Here is a 17,050-nt window from a genome sequence, read left to right on the forward strand (position 1 = left end):
TCCAAATACACGCTTATCTGCGTCGAACATCTGTAAAATGCGCGCTAATTAAAATTTGACCAGTTTCGGTCACAAAATGGGGTAGAGGGTGCCTGTGAAAGTGTCGAGCAAGAACAAGCTGTTACTTATCGTTGTGGCCATTGGGGCGGCTGCAATTTCCTTGGTGGTTGCACTGAAACCCAAACCTGAGGAGAAACCACCGGAAGCGGTGGTGCCGCCAGTTGCGGATGTTCTCTATGTGGAGCCAGGCCGCCAGACACTGCTGGTGCCCAGCCAAGGTACAGTGCATGCCCGCCACGAAATTGAAGTGGTGGCTCGTGTTGGTGGTGTTATCGAAAGCGTTGCCGATGCCTTTGTACCCGGTGGATTTTTCTCAAAAGGGGAGCCCCTGCTGAAGTTTGAGCAAGCCGATTACATTTACAAAGTAACTCGCGCTGAGTCACAGTTAGCCGACGCTAAGTCAGCCCTGGCTCAGGAGCAGGGCCGTGCCAAGCAGGCCAAACGTGAATGGCGCGATTTGGGTAGTGAAGAGGCAAATGCCCTGTTCTTGCGTAAGCCCCACCTGGCAGCAGCAGAGGCCGCCGTGGCAGCAGCGGGCGCGGATCGCGATCAAGCCAAACTGGACTTGAAGCGCACAACGATAACAGCGCCTTTTGCAGGCCGTGTGGTTGAAACCTATGTCGATCTGGGTCAGTACATCACCCCTGGAACCAGGTTGGCGAAAATCCACAGCACCGGTATTGCCGAAGTGCGTCTGCCCCTGACTGATCAGCAACTTGCCCTACTCGATCTCCCATTGGGTAAAACAATTGAAAATGGCCCTGAAGTGCGGCTCCAGGCAGTAGTGGCTGGGCGTGAACGGGAGTGGCGTGCGAAGCTCGTACGTACCGAGGCGAGCATCGATCCTAATAGTCGCTTTATTTTTGCTGTGGCCCAGGTACAGAACCCTTACAAAGGCGATGCACCGCTGATGAATGGTCTTTTTGTTGAGGCGGATATCGCCGGTAGGACCTTCGATGATGTGGTGGAATTGCCACGCCAGGCATTGCATGAAGGAGACCACCTTTTGGTTTTGAATGAAGAGAGCAAGCTCATATTCAAAGAAGTGGAGTTACTGCAGAGCATTGGTGACAAGGTTTGGTTACGTGGTGAAATCGCTACTGGTGATCGCGTGGTGGTTTCCAGCTTGGGTTATTCCCGCGAGGGCATGGCACTCACTGCCAATCCTCTTAATGAGAAGCCCGCAGGGTTAATTGACAGTGTCGAGGGCACCTCTGATGCGGCTGCTACAGCGGTTAGTGAGACTGCGGCGGCGAATAACGCCTCACAGGGAGGTCAGTGATGAACGGCATCATTCCCTGGTTCGTGCGCAACAGTAAGGCCGCGAACCTGCTGATGATTATGATCATCATCGGCGGTATTTTTGGTATTAGCGGTATCGATCGCGAAGTTTTCCCGGCTATTCAGCCGGGCATTGTAGAGGTGAATATTTCCTACCCTGGTGCTGGCCCTGCGGAAGTAGAGCAGCAGGTTACTGTGCGTGTTGAAGAGGCGATCGCTGAGGTCAAGGGAATTAAAGAGGTCAACTCTGCCTCGCGCCGTGGCCACTCTTCAGTTGAAGTTCAGGCCGTAGATGGTTATGACGAGCTGCGCCTGCTCAACGATATCAAGGTGCAGGTGGACAGCATCAATACTTTTCCTGAGGGGATTGAGCGCCCAATAATCCGACTGCAAGAGTGGGATACCCAGCTGATGATGATCGCCATCGGCGGCCCGGTTTCCGAGCGTCAGCTCAAGGAAACAGCCCTGGATTTGCGTGACAAACTGACGCTAATCCCCGGTGTGCGCAGTGTGGATATCTGGGGTGAACGCCCCGATGAGCTGTCGATTGAAGTTTCCGAATTGGATCTGCGCCGCTACAACCTGAGCTTTAACGATGTCGCTGATGCGGTGCGCCGCTCATCCCTGGATTTGCCGGCAGGTATGGTGCGTTCGGATCGCGGGGATATCCAGGTTCAGACGCGCGGTCAGGCATACAGTGCTGAGGACTTTGAGCGTATTCCCGTAGTCAGCCGCGCCGATGGCTCGGTATTACTACTGCGTGATGTGGCTACGGTTCGAGACGGCTTTGAAGAGTACAACAACGTTATTCTCTTTAATGGCAACCCGGCCATGAACCTGCGAGTGGTCCAAGGTGAGCCGTTGGATGTTGTGGGTACCGCTGAGCGGATCAAGACCTTTATGGCAGAGGCTCGAACCCAGCTGCCCCCGGGGATGGAATTTGATATCTGGTTCGACTTCTCCAAGGCCTTTGAAGGTCGCATGAACCTGCTGACTACGAATGCCCTGAGTGGTTTTGTCCTGGTATTCGTAATGCTGATGCTGTTCCTGCGCCCGGCCCTGGCAATATGGGTGACGGTGGGAATTATGGTGGCATTTCTCGGTGCCCTCTGGCTGTTGCCGATCACGGGTGTCAGCCTGAATATGCTGTCACTTTTCGCCTTCTTGTTGATTCTTGGGATTGTGGTGGACGATGCGATTATCGTGGGAGAGGCAGTACACGCAGCTCACGATCGCGGTGTCACAGGCCTGGCAGCTGCGGAGGAAGGAGTAAAGCAGGTTTCTGCTCCGGTAATTTTTGCCGTGACCTCCACCATGGTGTTCTTTATTCCCATGCTGTTTCTGCCGGGTTATACAGCACAGATGATGCTCGCTCTGCCAGTGGTGGTGTTACTGTGTCTGGCATTTTCCCTGGTGGAATCTTTGCTGATTCTGCCGGCGCATTTGGTTGGTATGAAGCCAGAGCAGCCTGCTAAGACCCGCGTGGGTATCAAACTGCAGAAACTTCGTGGGCATTTTGCCGGAGCGATGAAGACTGCCGGTGATAAGTACTACCTGCCCTTGTTGAAGAAGTCGCTCGGTAACAGCCGCAGCACGGTAATGATCTTTATATCGGCTCTCGGGCTTTCCATTAGTGTTTTTATGAGCGGTTATGTGGGTTCCTCCTTCTCGCCGCAGGTACCTTCGGATCTGTTGGAATTACGGGCCAGCATGGCCTCTGGTGAGCCCTTCCATGAAGCAGAACGGGTGATGAACCAGGTGCTGGCTGCGGCAGATAAGCTCGCGGCTGATGAGGAAATGCTGAAGCAAAATAACGGCGAGCCCTTTGTTCAAAACTCTATGGTGTTCAACTGGCGAGGCAATATCTTTGTGATATTGCAGCTGACTGACGGCGAACTGCGCGATGTAACCTCCAAAACTCTGGCATTGCGCTGGCGTCAACTCATCGGCGAAATGCCGGCCAGTGTTGAAGACTTGAATATCGATGCCACCATCAACGATGGAGGCAACGGTATGAGCCTGAACTTGAGCACCGCTTCCGGAGATATGGATGAATTGCGTGCCGCTGCGGATGCGGTAAAGGAGAAGCTCAATACCTATGCCGGTGTATATGATGTTCGTGACAACCTCACCAGTGCCCGCCGCGATATTGAAATCCAGTTGAAGCCTTATGCAACCACCATGGGTATCAATTTGGCAGATGTGGCCCGGCAGGTGCGCCAGGGTTTCTATGGTGAAGAAGTGCAGCGTATTCCCCGCGGTCGTGAAGATGTACGGGTGATGGTGCGCTATCCCCAGGAAGAGCGCGCCAGTGAGGAACAGATGGATCGGGTCCGCATTCGTACGGCGGAAGGTGAGGTGCCTTTCTCGGCCGTGGCAGATGCGGTTTATGTACCGGGTTACACCACTATTCGCCGTAATAACCGCGAGCGTACAGTGCGGGTTTTCGCCGAGATCACCCCTAATACTTCCTCTGCGCAGGAAATCCTTAAGGATATGCGCGAAACTCTGGTGCCTGAACTGAAGCGCCAGTTCCCCGGTTTTTCTTTGAGAACTGCCGGTGAAATGCAGGAAGAAGAGGAGTTTAACGGCGCTATCCTGGCTTTCTTCGTTCTATCGTTGTTTGCGATTTATGCGTTGCTGGCTATTGCCTTCCGCTCCTACTCGCAGCCGCTGCTGATTCTTACTGCAGTACCGTTCGGATTCTTTGGGGCTGTGGTTGGACACCTGTTGATGGGACATAACATCAGCATTATGTCCATGCTCGGCTTCCTGGCTGCAGCGGGGGTAGTGGTGAACGATAACCTGGTACTGATGGATCGTATCAACCAGCTGCGTGCCCAGGGCTGGGCAGTGATGGATGCGGTGGTTCAGTCGGGACGTGACCGTTTCCGGCCGATTATCTTGACCTCCATTACCACCTTTATCGGTTTAGTGCCAATCATGTTCGAGCGCTCTATCCAGGCACAGTTCCTGATCCCGATGGTGATCAGTCTCGCTTTCGGCGTATTGTTTGCTACCGCAGTAACCCTGATCCTGGTGCCAAATTTGTACAAAGTGATAGAGGTGATTCGTCCAAAAAGTAAGCGCCTGGGAGAGGGAGAGGCCCCGGTCTCACTGGAGACAGTGTGACCTGCACCACACCCACAGCAATGGTGGAAATACTCCGCCATTGCTTCTCCAGAGCATAAATGCCTAAACTAACTGCCTGCAAAATGCCGACATTCCAGTCGGCTTTTTTATGGTGTTTTTATAGGATTTATCCCCATGCGCATCCCGCGTATTTTTTCCAGTCAGCCACTGACTACACAACAGGAGGTGGAACTGGATGAGCCCGCTTCACGCCACCTGGTCAAAGTCCTGCGGCTGGGTACTGGCCACCCGCTGACGCTCTTCGATGGTCATGGAGGCGAATACAGTGCAGAGTTGATTGAAACCGGTAAGCGAGCACGGGCACGTACCGGGGAGTTTCGTGGCAAAGACCGCCAGTCTCCACTTGCCTTGACTTTGGCTATCGGTATTTCCCGTGGAGAACGCTTTGATTGGGTGGTGCAGAAGGCTACAGAGCTGGGGGTAGCGACAATCCAGCCGCTGTTTAGTGAACGCTGTGAAGTAAAATTATCTGGCGAGCGATTGCAAAAAAGCTCAAGCATTGGCGCCAGATTTCGATTAGTGCCTGTGAGCAGTGTGAGCGAAATCTGGTTCCGGAGATTGCCGAGCCGGTAAAACTGACACAATATTTACAAGTCTCTACTCAAGAGCCATCCTCTGTGGCCAGGTTGGTGCTGCATCACCGCACCGAGTTGGATTTACGTCAGTGGCAGGCCGAGCGTGGCAAACCAGATTCTGCGTTGCTACTGGTGGGTCCTGAGGGTGGATTGTCCCAGGCAGAAATCGATATGGCCTTGGCCCAGAACTTCATGCCGCTACGTTTGGGGCCGCGGGTGATGCGTACAGAGACCGCACCTATAGCCGCACTGTCAGTGTTGCAGTTCCAATGGGGGGATTTGTAAGCGGATACCTGACGGATAAAATGAATTCAAGTGTATTCAGGGAAGGGAAAGCATGATTAAAGTGATTATATGGCTGCTGGGAATCTCAATTATCGTATTGTCTGCTGCGATTATTGCCCGTCCTAATTTGGCACGGGATCTCAGTGAGCGCTTAAATGAAACTGGTTTTGCCTTTTCCGCCTGGGCAAGAATCATAATCGGTTTAATCCTGTTACTGATCGCAGATACCCGCCACTGGTATATCCTGTTTAATGCGCTGGGTGTGCTGGTTTTGCTCAGCGGCGCCTATATGCTGCAGATTGGTTTTGAGCGCAGCAAGGCGTTGGCGATCAAGATCTCCCATGGCAACGAAAACTTCCTGCGCATAGGTGGTATTGTCGGTGTGATACTCGGCCTGATGCTGCTCTCTGCGCGATGATTTGATGGGGTCCCATGTCTTCCACAGACTTAATTATTTTCGATTGTGACGGTGTGCTGGTAGATAGCGAGAGTATCGTCTGTCGCATACTGGCGGAGGAAATGAATAAGCTCGGAATATCCACTACCGCAGAGGAGTTGGATGAGCAGTTCAGTGGGCGGCCCGCCAAGGACTGCCTGCTGGAGATCGAGAAGCGTTACGGTGGCCCCCTGCCCGATCACTACTTTGGCAATACGGAACGCCTGATTCGTGAGGCCTTCCATGCAGAATTGCAGCCTGTAGCCGGTATTGAAGGCTTGCTCGATCAGTTGCAGAAGATAGGCTTGCGCAGCTGTGTCGCCTCCTCCGGTTCTCATAAGAAAATGCAGCTAACCCTGAATAAAACCGGGTTGTACGAGTATTTTGACGGCAGAATATTCAGCGCCGAAGATGTATCCCGTGGCAAACCATGGCCAGAGCTTTTCCTTCATGCGGCTGATACCATGGGGGTTGTCCCCGGTCGCTGCCTGGTAGTGGAGGACTCCATTTCCGGTGTCCAGGCCGCAGTGGCGGCGGGTATGCGCGTAGTGGGCTTCAGTGGCCACCCTGTACGTGCGCCTCAGCTCGAGAAGCAGGGGGCGCGGGTGGTGAGCGATATGATGGCGGTTTTGAATTTTATATGAGGGAGCCGTGCGGTCTGTAACTGCCAGCGATTGTCCCGCCTCTGCTTTAAGGATTTCAGGGCGTCTACACTGAATCTGACGTCTAGAAACCGGAAGTCCTGTTTATGGCGGGCAAATACACTTTCGTCTGCTGTTTTTCCCTACTGGTGATACTTATCGCCGGTTGCCCCGATCCCAATAAGAAATATGCGCTGAAACCCCTAACCGAGGTTCAGTCGGGTGAGAGTGAAAAGGCTGCGCGCCAAGCAGCCCCTTTTGCAGATGAACTGGTGCGCTTTCTGCGTGGGAATCCTCGAAAGGGTGGCGATACTTTTATCTTGCGCCTGGAGTTTGATCCAGGCGGTTTCGCTCCACGCATGGATAGTATTGGCGACTTGGAAGCCCTGCTGGTTATCATGCGTGACTTCCCAGACCTGCGAATCACCATCGAAGGACATACCGACAATGATGGCGACCCCAAGAAGAATCTGCATCTGTCCCAGTGGCGGGCCGATTGGGTAAGGCACTTTCTGGTGGAAAGGGGGATATCGACTGAACGTATGGAAGCCCAGGGTTATGGCGATACTGACCCGATCGCCGATAACAGCAGTAAAGAGGGGCAGAGAGAGAATCGCCGCTTGGTAATCAGGGTTTTGAATTTTGATCGGGTGCCCAGCAAGTTGCCAAGGCGCCAATAGCTTCGGCTTAATTGTTCCCTTTAAAACTAAACCCAGCGTATCGCAGCCAGGTTTAGTAGTAAGGTTAGGTGTCTTGATTAACCGGTAGCTTTGCTAAGCCCCTCTGCCTCATTGTTTCCTTTCTGTTCTGGTTTACTTGTAAATACCTGGCGCATTAGTTTGGCTCCCTGACGCCAGCCGAGGATACTCTGTGCGGTTAGTACACCTGAAATCATAGCGCCGGCAACACCACAGCTCATTACATCCTGGCCGGTTAGATATAAGCCTTTGAGTCGGGTTTGGGGGCGCAGCCAGCTTTGCTCGAAGCGGTTTGGGTCGTGATCAAGTCCGTAAATCTCACCTTGGGGATAAAAGCAGAAATAGTCTGTAGAGAGTGGTGTGGATAGCTCGTAATAGTCAATTTGCCCGCGCATATGTGGGAAGTGCTTGTAAAGATGCTCCAGCAGGCGCTGGCTAAATGCTTCTTTCAAGGCTTCATAATCATCACCCCGTTTGCCCCATGGCTTTTCATGCCACTGGGTAAACCAGTCATAGTTGGCTGGAGCCACAATTTCTATAGTGGCACGTCCCGGATAGCGTTGAGTAAAGGTAGGGTCCTTGGCCGAAGGAAAGGAGATGTAGGTTAAAGGAATATCCTTGCTGCTGTCCTGCAGGAATTCCTGCATGTCTTTCTCGTAATTATCGCTGGTGTATAGCCAGTAATTGGTTTTGGGTAGCTGTAACTCTTCCGCAGTTTTTTCCAAGCCAATATAAAGGCAGAGGTGGGACATGGAGCGGTTAACAGTTTTGAGATCGCGCGTATACCCAAGGCGCTCGCTAGCACTTTGTGGCAACAGTTTTTCAAAAGTATTGAAAACTCCGGCCCCGGAAATTACCAGTGGAGCTTCTATTTCCGTGCCATCGGACATACGAACCCCGCGGACATGGTTACCATCCAGGAGAACGGTCTCCACAGTGGCATAAGTGAAGACTTCACCACCACTGGCTTGTATTTGAGGAATAATGGTTTCGGAAATTTTACTGGCACCACCAACTGGGTAATAGCCACCATATAAGTAATGCTTGGCAATTAGTGCATGAATAATAAAACTACTCTCGGCAGGGGTCATACCGTTGTCACCCCATTGGCCTGTGAGCACTGAAATCAGTTTTTCATTTTGGGTAATCTCGCCCAGTACCTCACGGGTAGTTTTGTTCAGCCATGAGGGGTCGCGTAGCTTTCGCCACAGGCGCGCTAAAGGGGTGCACCAGGAGGGAAGAAGTTTTTCCAGTGCTAGACGCTGCATTGATTTGGCTACTTCATTGAGGCGGCCAAGGTAACGTTCGATATTTTCCCGCTCATTGGGAAAATGCTTCGTCAACTCGTCAATAAAGTTCTGGCGTCCTGCACGTAAGTCGAATTGCTCCTCGCCTATACAAATTCGGTCGTAAATTTCATCCATTGGCGCCCAATGCAGCTGGTGGCCGGAGATAAAATCAAAGATTTTACGCGTCATGGTGGGATGTTGGCCTACATCGCCGATGTAGTGCACACCAACATCCCACTCATAGCCATTGCGGTCGTAGGCATGGGTATAACCGCCTGCGGTGTAGTGCTGCTCCAACACCAGCACTTTTTTACCGGTAGCGCTGAGCATTGCTGCAGTAGTGAGGCCACCTATCCCCGAGCCTATTACCAGGGCGTCATAGGGCCCTTCCAAACGGCTTGGGCGATAGCGCCGGCCAATACGAAGGCGGCTCGGCTTAGGTGCACTGCGCTTCTTTTCGGTGGTATCGGTCATGGTGGCCTCATAGCTATTGTTGTTATTCGTTAACAATATCGCCCCCTTAACCTCTATGCAATAAGTTGCATAATGCAATTGCCTCAACTCCCTATACGAATTAGAAAAACAGCTATACACTATGTATATGAAACGAATATGGATTGTATAAATGGGTATTGTCAAAATTTCTGATGATTTACACGATGAGATTCGCAAAGCCAGTGCAACCCTGGCGCGTTCAATTAACGCTCAGGCTGAGTACTGGATAAAGATTGGCATGCTGGCTGAGCTGAACCCGGAGCTGACTTACAGCCAGTTATGTAAGAAGTTGTTGCGCACTGAGTCTTTCACTTTGGAAGAGTTGGTTCGTGAGTAATATTAAGATCAAGAGTGTAAGAGAGCAGCAGTTGATGCGTGCCTCCGGTGAATTACTCAGCCGTGTTTTTAGCATGCTTGATGATTTCGTGAAGCCGGGCATTACCACCATGGAAATTAATAATCAGGTGGAGGCGTTTATTGTTCGGGAACTAAAAGCACGGCCAGCCAGTAAAGGTCAGTACGACTACCCTTACGCTCTCAATACTTCAGTTAATGAAGTGGTCTGTCATGGTATGCCGCGACAGGGGCAGGTGCTGCGCGATGGTGACATTTTGAATGTGGATATTACCCTGGAAAAATCGGGCTATATCGCAGACTCCAGCAAAATGTACATGATCGGCAGTGTCACTCCTATTGCGAAAAAGTTGGTACAGAGCTGCTACGAAGCTATGTGGGCAGGAATCCGTACAGTTAAGCCAGGGGCGACTCTGGGTGATATTGGGAATGCAATACTGCGCTATACGGAGCGACAGGGGTTTAGTGTGGTGCGTGAATATTGTGGGCATGGCATCGGACAGGAAATGCACGAGGAGCCGCAAGTGTTACATTATGGCCGTGCTGGCAGTGGGGCCATTCTGCAGGAAGGTATGACATTTACCATAGAGCCTATGATTAACCAGGCTAATCGAAAGACAAAGTTGAAAAAAGATGGCTGGACCGTTGTGACCAAAGACGGAAAATTATCGGCCCAGTGGGAGCATACAGTTTTGGTTACTGCGGATGGCTATGAAGTCTTGACCTTGAGAGAAGAAGAAAAAGGGCATTAGTCTACTAAATTGCTATTCCCAGGTTACACATCAGTCAGGTCTTTAGTATTTTGAAAATTCTTAATTTATGCCCCATCTTAATCTTCATAAAGTTAAAATAGGGGCTTAGATAAACTGCCCTTAGAGTATAGGGTTACGTCGATTTTTTTGCAGTTGGCTCGGTTTCGAGGACAGACTCATTTTCAATCCGCTTGAGTAGATTTTTTGGCAGATACATCTGAGTAAACAGTAAAATTTTCGCTTTTATACTCATACCAGTCTCGGCTATGAGCTGAGCTGGATAAAATATATAAAAAAATAACTAACAAACTGGATATTCTAAATTTCATGAAATATTTAAAATTGAGTGTAAATCTTTTGAGGCGTTTGCCTGATGGGATAATCAAATTATACGGGATAAATATGCTCTCAAGATAGTAATCTGGTTATCGGTCTATTTTTGAGCACTCTTTGTGTATGTTTTTTCTCCTGCTTGCCATTAGATGACATCCTGGTCGGATTACGCACTTATCCAGTTGTTGATTCGTGTACAGACAACTATTTCGTAAGTAGATATTCGTAGATACCTTATTTTCTGGATATAAGTTATCTTGGCCGTTCCTTGTTAATATAAGCTGTCTATATACAATTTTATTTAAAGCTTTTAGGTGTATGTTCTAAGGCAATATTTTTGATGGTGAGTCCGTTAGCTCTGTTGTTACCGATCTACTAGTAACAATAAAACTATGTACGCGGTCATCATTATAATCTGTAAGAAATATGTTCGTTGTTTTCCGGTAGCCGTTGGTATTAATTTACGTCAAGAATATGTTTGATCTTACAATAAATGTGGGCTGTGGAAACTAGCCTTGAGTAGCTTGCGAGGTATTCTGGGAAAAGCTATCAATAGCTGAATAGGAAGCAGGGTATGTGCAGTATTTTTGATGTAGATAGACAGGCGGAAATGGAGCGCTTTCTCGATATCTACGGTGTAGAGCATCCCGAGCGTATGATATTTGGTCGTCGCCGCAGGCCCACCCAACAGGTATCGATTGTAACTAGCAGGCATGGTGAGCCCCAAGTGGAAAATGCGATCTGGCACTTGTATCTGGAAAAGGAAGGGGGTAGCTGGAAACCCCATAAAAAATACTGGTCGATCAATAGCAATTGGAAAAAACTGGACAGTCGCCCGGAGTATCGAAAATCCCGTTGCCTGATTCCTGCGACTGCCTGGGTGGAGAGTTTATGTGGTAAGCACCCGGTGGAATTCAGTTATGGCGAGCCCTATTTTTTCTGTGGCCTGTATAAAATCTGGGGTTCCACTTTAAGCTGCTCAATTATTACCCTGGATGCCCATTCGGCGACGAAAATCTATCATGAAAAATCTTTACCAATGATTGCTCCAAAAGATTCAGGTTTTGTGAGCAAATGGCTGAGCGGCAGTACGCATACCGACCAATTTACTGATTTTTTGCAGCCTAAGATAGAGTACGATCACTGTCAGCTGACAGTTAGGCCGGTAGCGCGGGCCACATCAACAGAATATAAAGGTGACCCTGTAATTGTAAGTAAATAGATTTGCTAAATTCGACGGCAGGCTTAGTTCACTGTTGTTTGGTAACACTAACCATCTTGGTGAAATAATATATCTGTACGGATTATATATTTAACCCCACGTTCTATAGGTGTTGAGCTATGTACCCTGTGCAGTGGGTGCATTCCATGGGGAAAACAGAGGACGGACCCTGCTGGAGTGCGTACATCCACGTCTTTCATGGAACTGCCTGTAGGCTGGTGGAGGGGATCATCCCCATTGACTCTAAAGCGAGTGGCTCCACCATCGAAATCCTCGCTGAGTAGCACCAGGAAAGTCATTTCGCTAAAGCAATCCGGGTAGCCATTGGCGACCAATTGTCCATCAATAATTCTGCTGCCCGGCCAGGCACCGTCGGTATGGAATTTAAAATAATCTCCAGTCCCATAGCGATAAAAGCGAAATCGCTGATTTAGTCCCACTGGTTTGCGCCCGCCAAAATAACTTTCCGGGTCTTGCATCAAATTTTGTACACGCTGCCATACAAGGCGCTCAGTGCTCTCGTCCACAACCCAGGTCAGGTTGTCATTGTGGCGAACGTCCCTGGGCAGAGATACTGCGGCATCTGGCAAGTAACCAACGGCTTCTGTAATTTCAATCAGGCGCTGGCACTCCTCAGCAGAGAATATATTCAGCAGTTGAAAAGCACCAGGTACTTCGGGGATATCGCGCCTTTCTATATTGGAAGGGATATGCTCTGACAGTGACGCCGGATTTTCCAGATGGGTAGCCCAGGTGGGCAGGGATGGATGCTCCGCTCCTGGTTCCCTGGCAATCACATAAAAATCTTTAATCGGTAGTTTGGATAAACCCTGCGGTGTCACTGCCGGTGTCTTTTTTAAAGTTACTGTGCTCATTACTTCAAATTCCGCTCAACATATTCTTACAGATTAATAACGGTTAATTGGGCAAATTGGCGGTGGCCGTCGATACCGCCGTGGTAACCGAAACCACTTTGCTTTGCTCCGACCCAGGGTGTGCCTCCAGCGCCTTGATTAATCCCGATCATGCCGGCTTGCAGTCGGTTACTTACTTGTACAGCATCTGCGCCGCCAAAAACCACAGCTCCGAGCCCATAGACTGAATCGTTTGCTCTTTGGATGGCGTCCTCCACATTGTTGAAGCGGTCGATTGCAACTACCGGACCGAAGGTTTCTTCATCCTCCAGCTGCATACCCGGTTGTATTCCGCTAATCACCGTGGGGGGAATAAAGGGTGGTTTTGGTGCTTTTTCACCAAGCAGCAGCGTTGCGCCTTTTTTTAAAGCATCCTGAATATGATCGACCACTTTTTGGTGTTGGCGCTGGTTGACCAGAGGGCCAATATCGGCTTGTAGGTCCTGCCAGCCCCCTGTGTGATATTGCCGCGCGATGGAAGTCACTGCTTTTTCGAATTGATCGGCAATACCCGCATCCACATAAATACGCTCTGTGGAAGTGCACATCTGGCCTGCATTCTCGAAGCTGGAGGCCACCGCAAATTGGGCGGCTTTTTGAATATCGGCACTGGCCAATACGATCATGGGGTCGTTACCGCCGAGCTCCATCACCAGGCGTTTCAGCGCAGGAGCGGCATTAGTCATAATTTGCTGGCCGGTTGTCCGTGAGCCGGTGAAGGCGATCATATTAATATCCGACTGTACCAAGGCTTCACCGGTGTGCCTGTCTCCATGAGCAATTTGCAGGATGCCCTCGGGCAGAGTTTCATTCAGGGTTTTTACCAGGAGATCTGCTACCAGAGGAGACTCCTCTGACGGCTTGAGTATTACACTGTTTCCGGCCACCAGAGCGGGTACGAGCAGGTTATTGGCCATGGCCAGTGGGTAATTCCATGGGGAAATTACGGCCACGACACCCAGCGGACGATATTGGATTTCACTGCCGCCGTTGCATTGTCCCCTTAAAGCTTTGCCGGCGTCCTCCGCCAACCAAATACCACCCTGAATAGCACCGCCGGCTTCGTAATTTGCACGTCGAGTATCCTTACCCATTTCACGGCTGATAAGTTGTGCCAGGTTACTTTGTAGTGGCTGCAATTTTTCATAGGCATGTTGCAGAGCCTGTACACGTTGCTGCAATGATTGACTGGCCCAATCAATCTGGGCTTCCCTGGCTTTGGCAACTTTCTTGGAAATGGAATCCCGGTTGCTCACTGCAACACTGCCAACCTGTTCACCGGTAAGGGGATCGATAGAAAATAGAGTTTGGGTCATACCTTGGTCTCAAATAAATACTGCGGAGTTGTGTTTTATTCACCCCGTAACTCAGTGCTCAATCGTTAAATAAGGCGATGGTGCGCAATTCAATACTAGTGCGGCGCGGGGCACCGGAACTATCAGGAAGATCAAATGCAGTGTGGGGCACACCGGTGATGGGACCCTGGTGTTCGCTATCGAATACGCGCAGCAGCAGGCCCTCCCCCGGCTGCATATCACTGAACCAGATCCAGCGGTGCTTCGGATTGGCGCTGATCACCGAGATCTGCCCCTCCCGCTCAGGGTAAATCAGGCGCATCTTGTGGAAGTCTGCCTCGCCTACACTGCGTAAATCTGCCATTGCCAAAGGTGATTCCTTCACTGTGCGCAGTAATGGCAGCCATAAATTAATGAATTTATAGCGAGGGAAATCTGCCGTATTTAATCCGTGTTCAGGTAGGGTCTGCCGGAGCTGCCTGTCTGCGGACCAAGGCGTATAATCATTGTGCACGGTCTTCACCGGAGAGCGGCGGCTGCGGCTTTGCTCGGTGGGTCCCTCTGCGGAGGGCTGTGCCCGCAGGGTGTGGTCGAAGGTGAGTACACGGGCTGCGCCCAGGCGTTTTGCGATCCAGGTTTCGATAGCCGGATACCATTCTCGGCGGATTAAATCATCGCGTTTAATTGGAGCTGTTCTATCTGCAGCGTGGTCATCCAGAGCCAACAGGGCATCGTCAAACTGGTGCAGGTCGATAGTTAGTTGTGGCTTCACCAGCTCAAACCCCTGAATATCCAAGCTGAATTTTTCCCCCATAACTTGCAGGGTGCGGCCATCCTCAATCGACATAGACTGTGGGTTTACCTGATCGAGCAGGTGGGTGGGACCAGGCCCCGCCTGCCGCTGGTCGTATACCAATTCACTATCGGTATTTGCGTAATTGATTGTCGCCTTGAGCAGCCGGCTCGGCGATGAGTGCAGAGTTGCGGTCAGCATAGTGGCTTCCTCCCAAAGGGTTGATGGCAAATACATCATGTCTTATGGGCAATGCTAGGTTCAGCTCGATACAATGAAAATCAAGTAACAGTTGTGAGTGATACAGGTTTGAGCAGAAATCATGGTATTGATCGCCTGGGCAGGCTGGAACTGAAACAGTTGCGCTTATTGCAGGCTATTTTGCGGGAGTTGAACCTGTCGCGGGTGGCAGATCAGCTAGGGGTTAGCCAGCAGACAGTTAGCGAACAGCTGAAGCGTCTGCGGGAGCTATTTGATGACCGGCTGTTCATTAGAACCAGCAATGGTGTTATTCCAACGCCCTTAGCTGAGCGCTTGGCGCCCAAGCTGGATATTATCCTTAATGATATCGCCGCTCTATTGCGCGGCGATGAATTTGCCCCTGCGGAGCATCACGGGATCTTCACCATCAGCGCCACCGACTTTGAGCAGCGAGTGGTGTTGCCGGCCCTGCTTAAGCAGTTGCGTGAGCAGGCACCGGGCCTCAAAGTGGTGGTGCTAAAGCTTGAAATTGACCGTATGGCCCAGCAGTTGCAAACCGGTGAGGTGGATCTGGTGTTCAGCACACCGGGTTTTGTGCCGGATAGCTGCCCCAGTATGTTGTTGTATCGTGAACATTACGTATGCGTATGTTGCCGGCATACAGGGGTGCAACTGGAAAGTCGAGAACCCTTGGGCTTGGACAAGCTGGCAGAGATTCCCCAACTGGTTGTGTCGCCTTCTCGTGGTGACTTGCGTGGCATGGTGGATAGCTGGTTTGAGCAGTTTGGTTTAAAGCGTAATGTTGTGTTGTCGGTTCCCTCCTTTGCCGCCGCAGCTGAATGTATCGCCTCCACAAATACAGTCGCTTTTCTGCCGTCTCGCCTGTTACCTGATCCGCGCCTGCATACCTTACCGATTAGTGAGCAGCCACCTGGCTTTGATGTGGTCGCCGCCTGGCACACTCGCAGTGGGCAGGATCCATTACACAAGTGGGTAAGGCAACTGTTAGCCGGGCAATTTACACCGTAAGCCGCCGTGAAATAGTGCCGCCCGAGGGTCTTAATACCGGCCCGGCCAATGTGAGATCACTTGCTACACTGGGGTTGGCAATTACCCGGGGGTGGGGATCATGAGAATTGGGATATTGTACTTGGCTTTCCATAGCGTCTTAGTCTCTGCCCATAGCGATGGAGCCCACACCGACTTCGCCGCAAATATAGGCCTCCCCGCCCTCTTTAACCGGGAAGCACTGGTGGAAGATATCCGTGCAGTGGATTGTACTTTGTCGGAGGGTAGCAAATCCCGCTGCTGGCAGCTTAAGTTGAAAGCCGCACCTCGTCACCATATGGGTCCCTGGTGCCCCAGAACAATTCGAGATCCGATCACGGCAAGTGGCATGATGTTCATCAAGCAGCAGGTTGTCGCCACCGACGGCCCCTTCGTAAAAAATGCCGCTGAGTTTTTCTCCGATCCCAAATGGGTTTTGTATAACGAGAAGACCGGGCGGGTAAAGGTGACTGATACCAAGAGGGCCTGTGAGCTGGCAGCAAGGCCGGATGTAGCTCCGGAGTTTAATAATTATTGCGTGGAGTGTCTGGCCAGCTATTTGGGTGATAATTTCTATACGACCTACCTGATTCCCATAAAGCCGCTTACAGCAAAATCCCCGCAAAGTTCTAATGACCACTCCGGTTACGGAGTGGCATTCAATGGGGTTAAATTTGATATCAGTGCCCCGGTAGGCGCGATTTTAGGAGCGCATACCCTGGCGCCTGTAGATGCCTGTGGTGGGCATGTTAATCCCCATGTGGGCTACCACTACCACGCAGCGCTCGGTTGTAGTCAGGCCTATCCGTCGGCAGCGAGCCATGCACCAATAATCGGCATCGCGATCGATGGCTACCTGATTTATGCAAGGGAAAATACCGATGGCAGGGAGCCAAAAGATCTGGATGAATGCCGTGGCCACGAGTTTGCCAATCTTGGATATCACTATCACGTCAATCTCGCAGTGGAAAACGATATCCTGCACTGCCTAAAGGGAGAGAGGGGTTGTGCGCTGGGCAAAAACCAGAGCCAGTGCAATTTTTCCGGCAGTAGGGCCTCAAAACTACAGAAACCTGAATAGAGCTCAACATCAAAAATTACTATGAATGTTTGAAATGCTGCACCAAAATCGGGCAGCTTATAAACCTGAAACTTTTACTTCCTACCCTCCTTCAATGGAAATACCATCGCCCGTAAAGATACGCTACTTTCTCCTCAGGGCTTGA

General features: G+C 50.8%; 14 protein-coding genes and 1 pseudogene. 11 read left to right on the forward strand and 4 right to left on the reverse strand.

From position 1 onward, the window contains the following. The first annotated feature begins 88 nt into the window (after nucleotides 1-88). The 6 genes and pseudogenes from P3339_RS00690 (at nucleotide 89) to P3339_RS00715 (ending at nucleotide 7,111) form a co-directional block, all read left to right on the forward strand. Nucleotides 89-1,342 carry an efflux RND transporter periplasmic adaptor subunit gene (locus P3339_RS00690; RefSeq protein ID WP_282952116.1) on the forward strand — a complete coding sequence of 418 codons (1,254 nt, stop codon included), beginning with the start codon at nucleotides 89-91 and terminating at the stop codon, nucleotides 1,340-1,342. Next, a complete protein-coding gene (locus tag P3339_RS00695) occupies nucleotides 1,342-4,473 on the forward strand; it encodes an efflux RND transporter permease subunit (protein ID WP_282952117.1) in 3,132 nt (1,043 codons plus the stop codon). Before P3339_RS00690 ends, P3339_RS00695 begins: the two co-directional genes overlap by 1 nt. Before the next feature lie 201 nt (nucleotides 4,474-4,674). Continuing rightward, nucleotides 4,675-5,351 (forward strand): annotated as a pseudogene (locus P3339_RS00700) (RsmE family RNA methyltransferase); the annotation flags it as partial. Nucleotides 5,352-5,406: 55 nt separating this feature from the next. After that, nucleotides 5,407-5,772 carry a hypothetical protein gene (locus P3339_RS00705; RefSeq protein WP_020414043.1) on the forward strand — a complete coding sequence of 122 codons (366 nt, stop codon included), beginning with the start codon at nucleotides 5,407-5,409 and terminating at the stop codon, nucleotides 5,770-5,772. Nucleotides 5,773-5,786: 14 nt separating this feature from the next. Beyond that, nucleotides 5,787-6,434 carry an HAD family hydrolase gene (locus tag P3339_RS00710; protein WP_020414044.1) on the forward strand — a complete coding sequence of 216 codons (648 nt, stop codon included), beginning with the start codon at nucleotides 5,787-5,789 and terminating at the stop codon, nucleotides 6,432-6,434. A gap of 104 nt (nucleotides 6,435-6,538) precedes the next feature. Next, on the forward strand, nucleotides 6,539-7,111 hold the full coding sequence (locus P3339_RS00715; protein WP_020414045.1) for an OmpA family protein: 573 nt from the start codon (nucleotides 6,539-6,541) through the stop codon (nucleotides 7,109-7,111). A gap of 77 nt (nucleotides 7,112-7,188) precedes the next feature. Here the strand turns inward: P3339_RS00715 and P3339_RS00720 are convergent, their stop codons facing one another. Beyond that, the gene (locus P3339_RS00720) at nucleotides 7,189-8,892 is read right to left on the reverse strand and encodes a phytoene desaturase family protein (RefSeq protein WP_282952118.1); all 1,704 of its coding nucleotides are present in this window, start codon (nucleotides 8,890-8,892) and stop codon (nucleotides 7,189-7,191) included. 151 nt (nucleotides 8,893-9,043) lie between these two features. Here P3339_RS00720 and P3339_RS00725 point away from each other — a divergent pair, with 151 nt between their 5' ends. The 3 genes from P3339_RS00725 (at nucleotide 9,044) to P3339_RS00735 (ending at nucleotide 11,574) form a co-directional block, all read left to right on the forward strand. Beyond that, nucleotides 9,044-9,250 carry a ParD-like family protein gene (locus P3339_RS00725; RefSeq protein WP_020414047.1) on the forward strand — a complete coding sequence of 69 codons (207 nt, stop codon included), beginning with the start codon at nucleotides 9,044-9,046 and terminating at the stop codon, nucleotides 9,248-9,250. Beyond that, on the forward strand, nucleotides 9,243-10,019 hold the full coding sequence (gene map, locus P3339_RS00730; RefSeq protein WP_282952119.1) for a type I methionyl aminopeptidase: 777 nt from the start codon (nucleotides 9,243-9,245) through the stop codon (nucleotides 10,017-10,019). Before P3339_RS00725 ends, map begins: the two co-directional genes overlap by 8 nt. A gap of 907 nt (nucleotides 10,020-10,926) precedes the next feature. Further along, nucleotides 10,927-11,574, forward strand: coding sequence for an SOS response-associated peptidase family protein (locus P3339_RS00735; RefSeq protein ID WP_020414050.1), 648 nt, complete (start codon nucleotides 10,927-10,929; stop codon nucleotides 11,572-11,574). A 47-nt stretch (nucleotides 11,575-11,621) separates the two neighbouring features. Here P3339_RS00735 and P3339_RS00740 read toward each other — a convergent pair whose 3' ends face one another. The 3 genes from P3339_RS00740 to P3339_RS00750 are packed head-to-tail and all read right to left on the reverse strand — an operon-like array spanning nucleotide 11,622 to nucleotide 14,777. After that, nucleotides 11,622-12,449, reverse strand: coding sequence for a prolyl hydroxylase family protein (locus P3339_RS00740; protein WP_282952120.1), 828 nt, complete (start codon nucleotides 12,447-12,449; stop codon nucleotides 11,622-11,624). 26 nt (nucleotides 12,450-12,475) lie between these two features. Continuing rightward, a complete protein-coding gene (locus P3339_RS00745; RefSeq protein ID WP_282952121.1) occupies nucleotides 12,476-13,804 on the reverse strand; it encodes an aldehyde dehydrogenase family protein in 1,329 nt (442 codons plus the stop codon). Nucleotides 13,805-13,862: 58 nt separating this feature from the next. Then, entirely contained in the window at nucleotides 13,863-14,777 is a 915-nt protein-coding gene (locus tag P3339_RS00750) for a CmcJ/NvfI family oxidoreductase (RefSeq protein WP_282952122.1), read from the reverse strand. A 108-nt stretch (nucleotides 14,778-14,885) separates the two neighbouring features. Between P3339_RS00750 and P3339_RS00755 the strand changes: the two genes are divergently transcribed. Beyond that, a complete protein-coding gene (locus P3339_RS00755; RefSeq protein ID WP_282952123.1) occupies nucleotides 14,886-15,806 on the forward strand; it encodes a LysR family transcriptional regulator in 921 nt (306 codons plus the stop codon). Between the two features lie 100 nt (nucleotides 15,807-15,906). Beyond that, nucleotides 15,907-16,905 (forward strand): YHYH protein, encoded by a 999-nt coding sequence (locus P3339_RS00760; protein WP_282952124.1) that lies wholly within the window; start codon nucleotides 15,907-15,909, stop codon nucleotides 16,903-16,905. Nucleotides 16,906-17,050: the final 145 nt, after the last annotated feature.

Origin of the sequence: Microbulbifer sp. MLAF003, from assembly GCF_030012965.1 — a bacterium.
Lineage (GTDB): Bacteria > Pseudomonadota > Gammaproteobacteria > Pseudomonadales > Cellvibrionaceae > Microbulbifer > Microbulbifer variabilis.

Excerpts from the sequence above, each read along its gene's own strand:
- P3339_RS00695 (WP_282952117.1), top strand. The coding sequence starts at position 1,342 with ATGAACGGCATCATTCCCTGGTTCGTGCGCAACAGTAAGGCCGCGAAC.
- P3339_RS00705 (WP_020414043.1), top strand. The coding sequence starts at position 5,407 with ATGATTAAAGTGATTATATGGCTGCTGGGAATCTCAATTATCGTATTG.
- P3339_RS00710 (WP_020414044.1), top strand. The coding sequence starts at position 5,787 with ATGTCTTCCACAGACTTAATTATTTTCGATTGTGACGGTGTGCTGGTA.
- P3339_RS00715 (WP_020414045.1), top strand. The coding sequence starts at position 6,539 with ATGGCGGGCAAATACACTTTCGTCTGCTGTTTTTCCCTACTGGTGATA.
- P3339_RS00720 (WP_282952118.1), bottom strand. The coding sequence starts at position 8,892 with ATGACCGATACCACCGAAAAGAAGCGCAGTGCACCTAAGCCGAGCCGC.
- P3339_RS00725 (WP_020414047.1), top strand. The coding sequence starts at position 9,044 with ATGGGTATTGTCAAAATTTCTGATGATTTACACGATGAGATTCGCAAA.
- P3339_RS00735 (WP_020414050.1), top strand. The coding sequence starts at position 10,927 with ATGTGCAGTATTTTTGATGTAGATAGACAGGCGGAAATGGAGCGCTTT.
- P3339_RS00740 (WP_282952120.1), bottom strand. The coding sequence starts at position 12,449 with ATGAGCACAGTAACTTTAAAAAAGACACCGGCAGTGACACCGCAGGGT.
- P3339_RS00745 (WP_282952121.1), bottom strand. The coding sequence starts at position 13,804 with ATGACCCAAACTCTATTTTCTATCGATCCCCTTACCGGTGAACAGGTT.
- P3339_RS00750 (WP_282952122.1), bottom strand. The coding sequence starts at position 14,777 with ATGCTGACCGCAACTCTGCACTCATCGCCGAGCCGGCTGCTCAAGGCG.
- P3339_RS00760 (WP_282952124.1), top strand. The coding sequence starts at position 15,907 with ATGAGAATTGGGATATTGTACTTGGCTTTCCATAGCGTCTTAGTCTCT.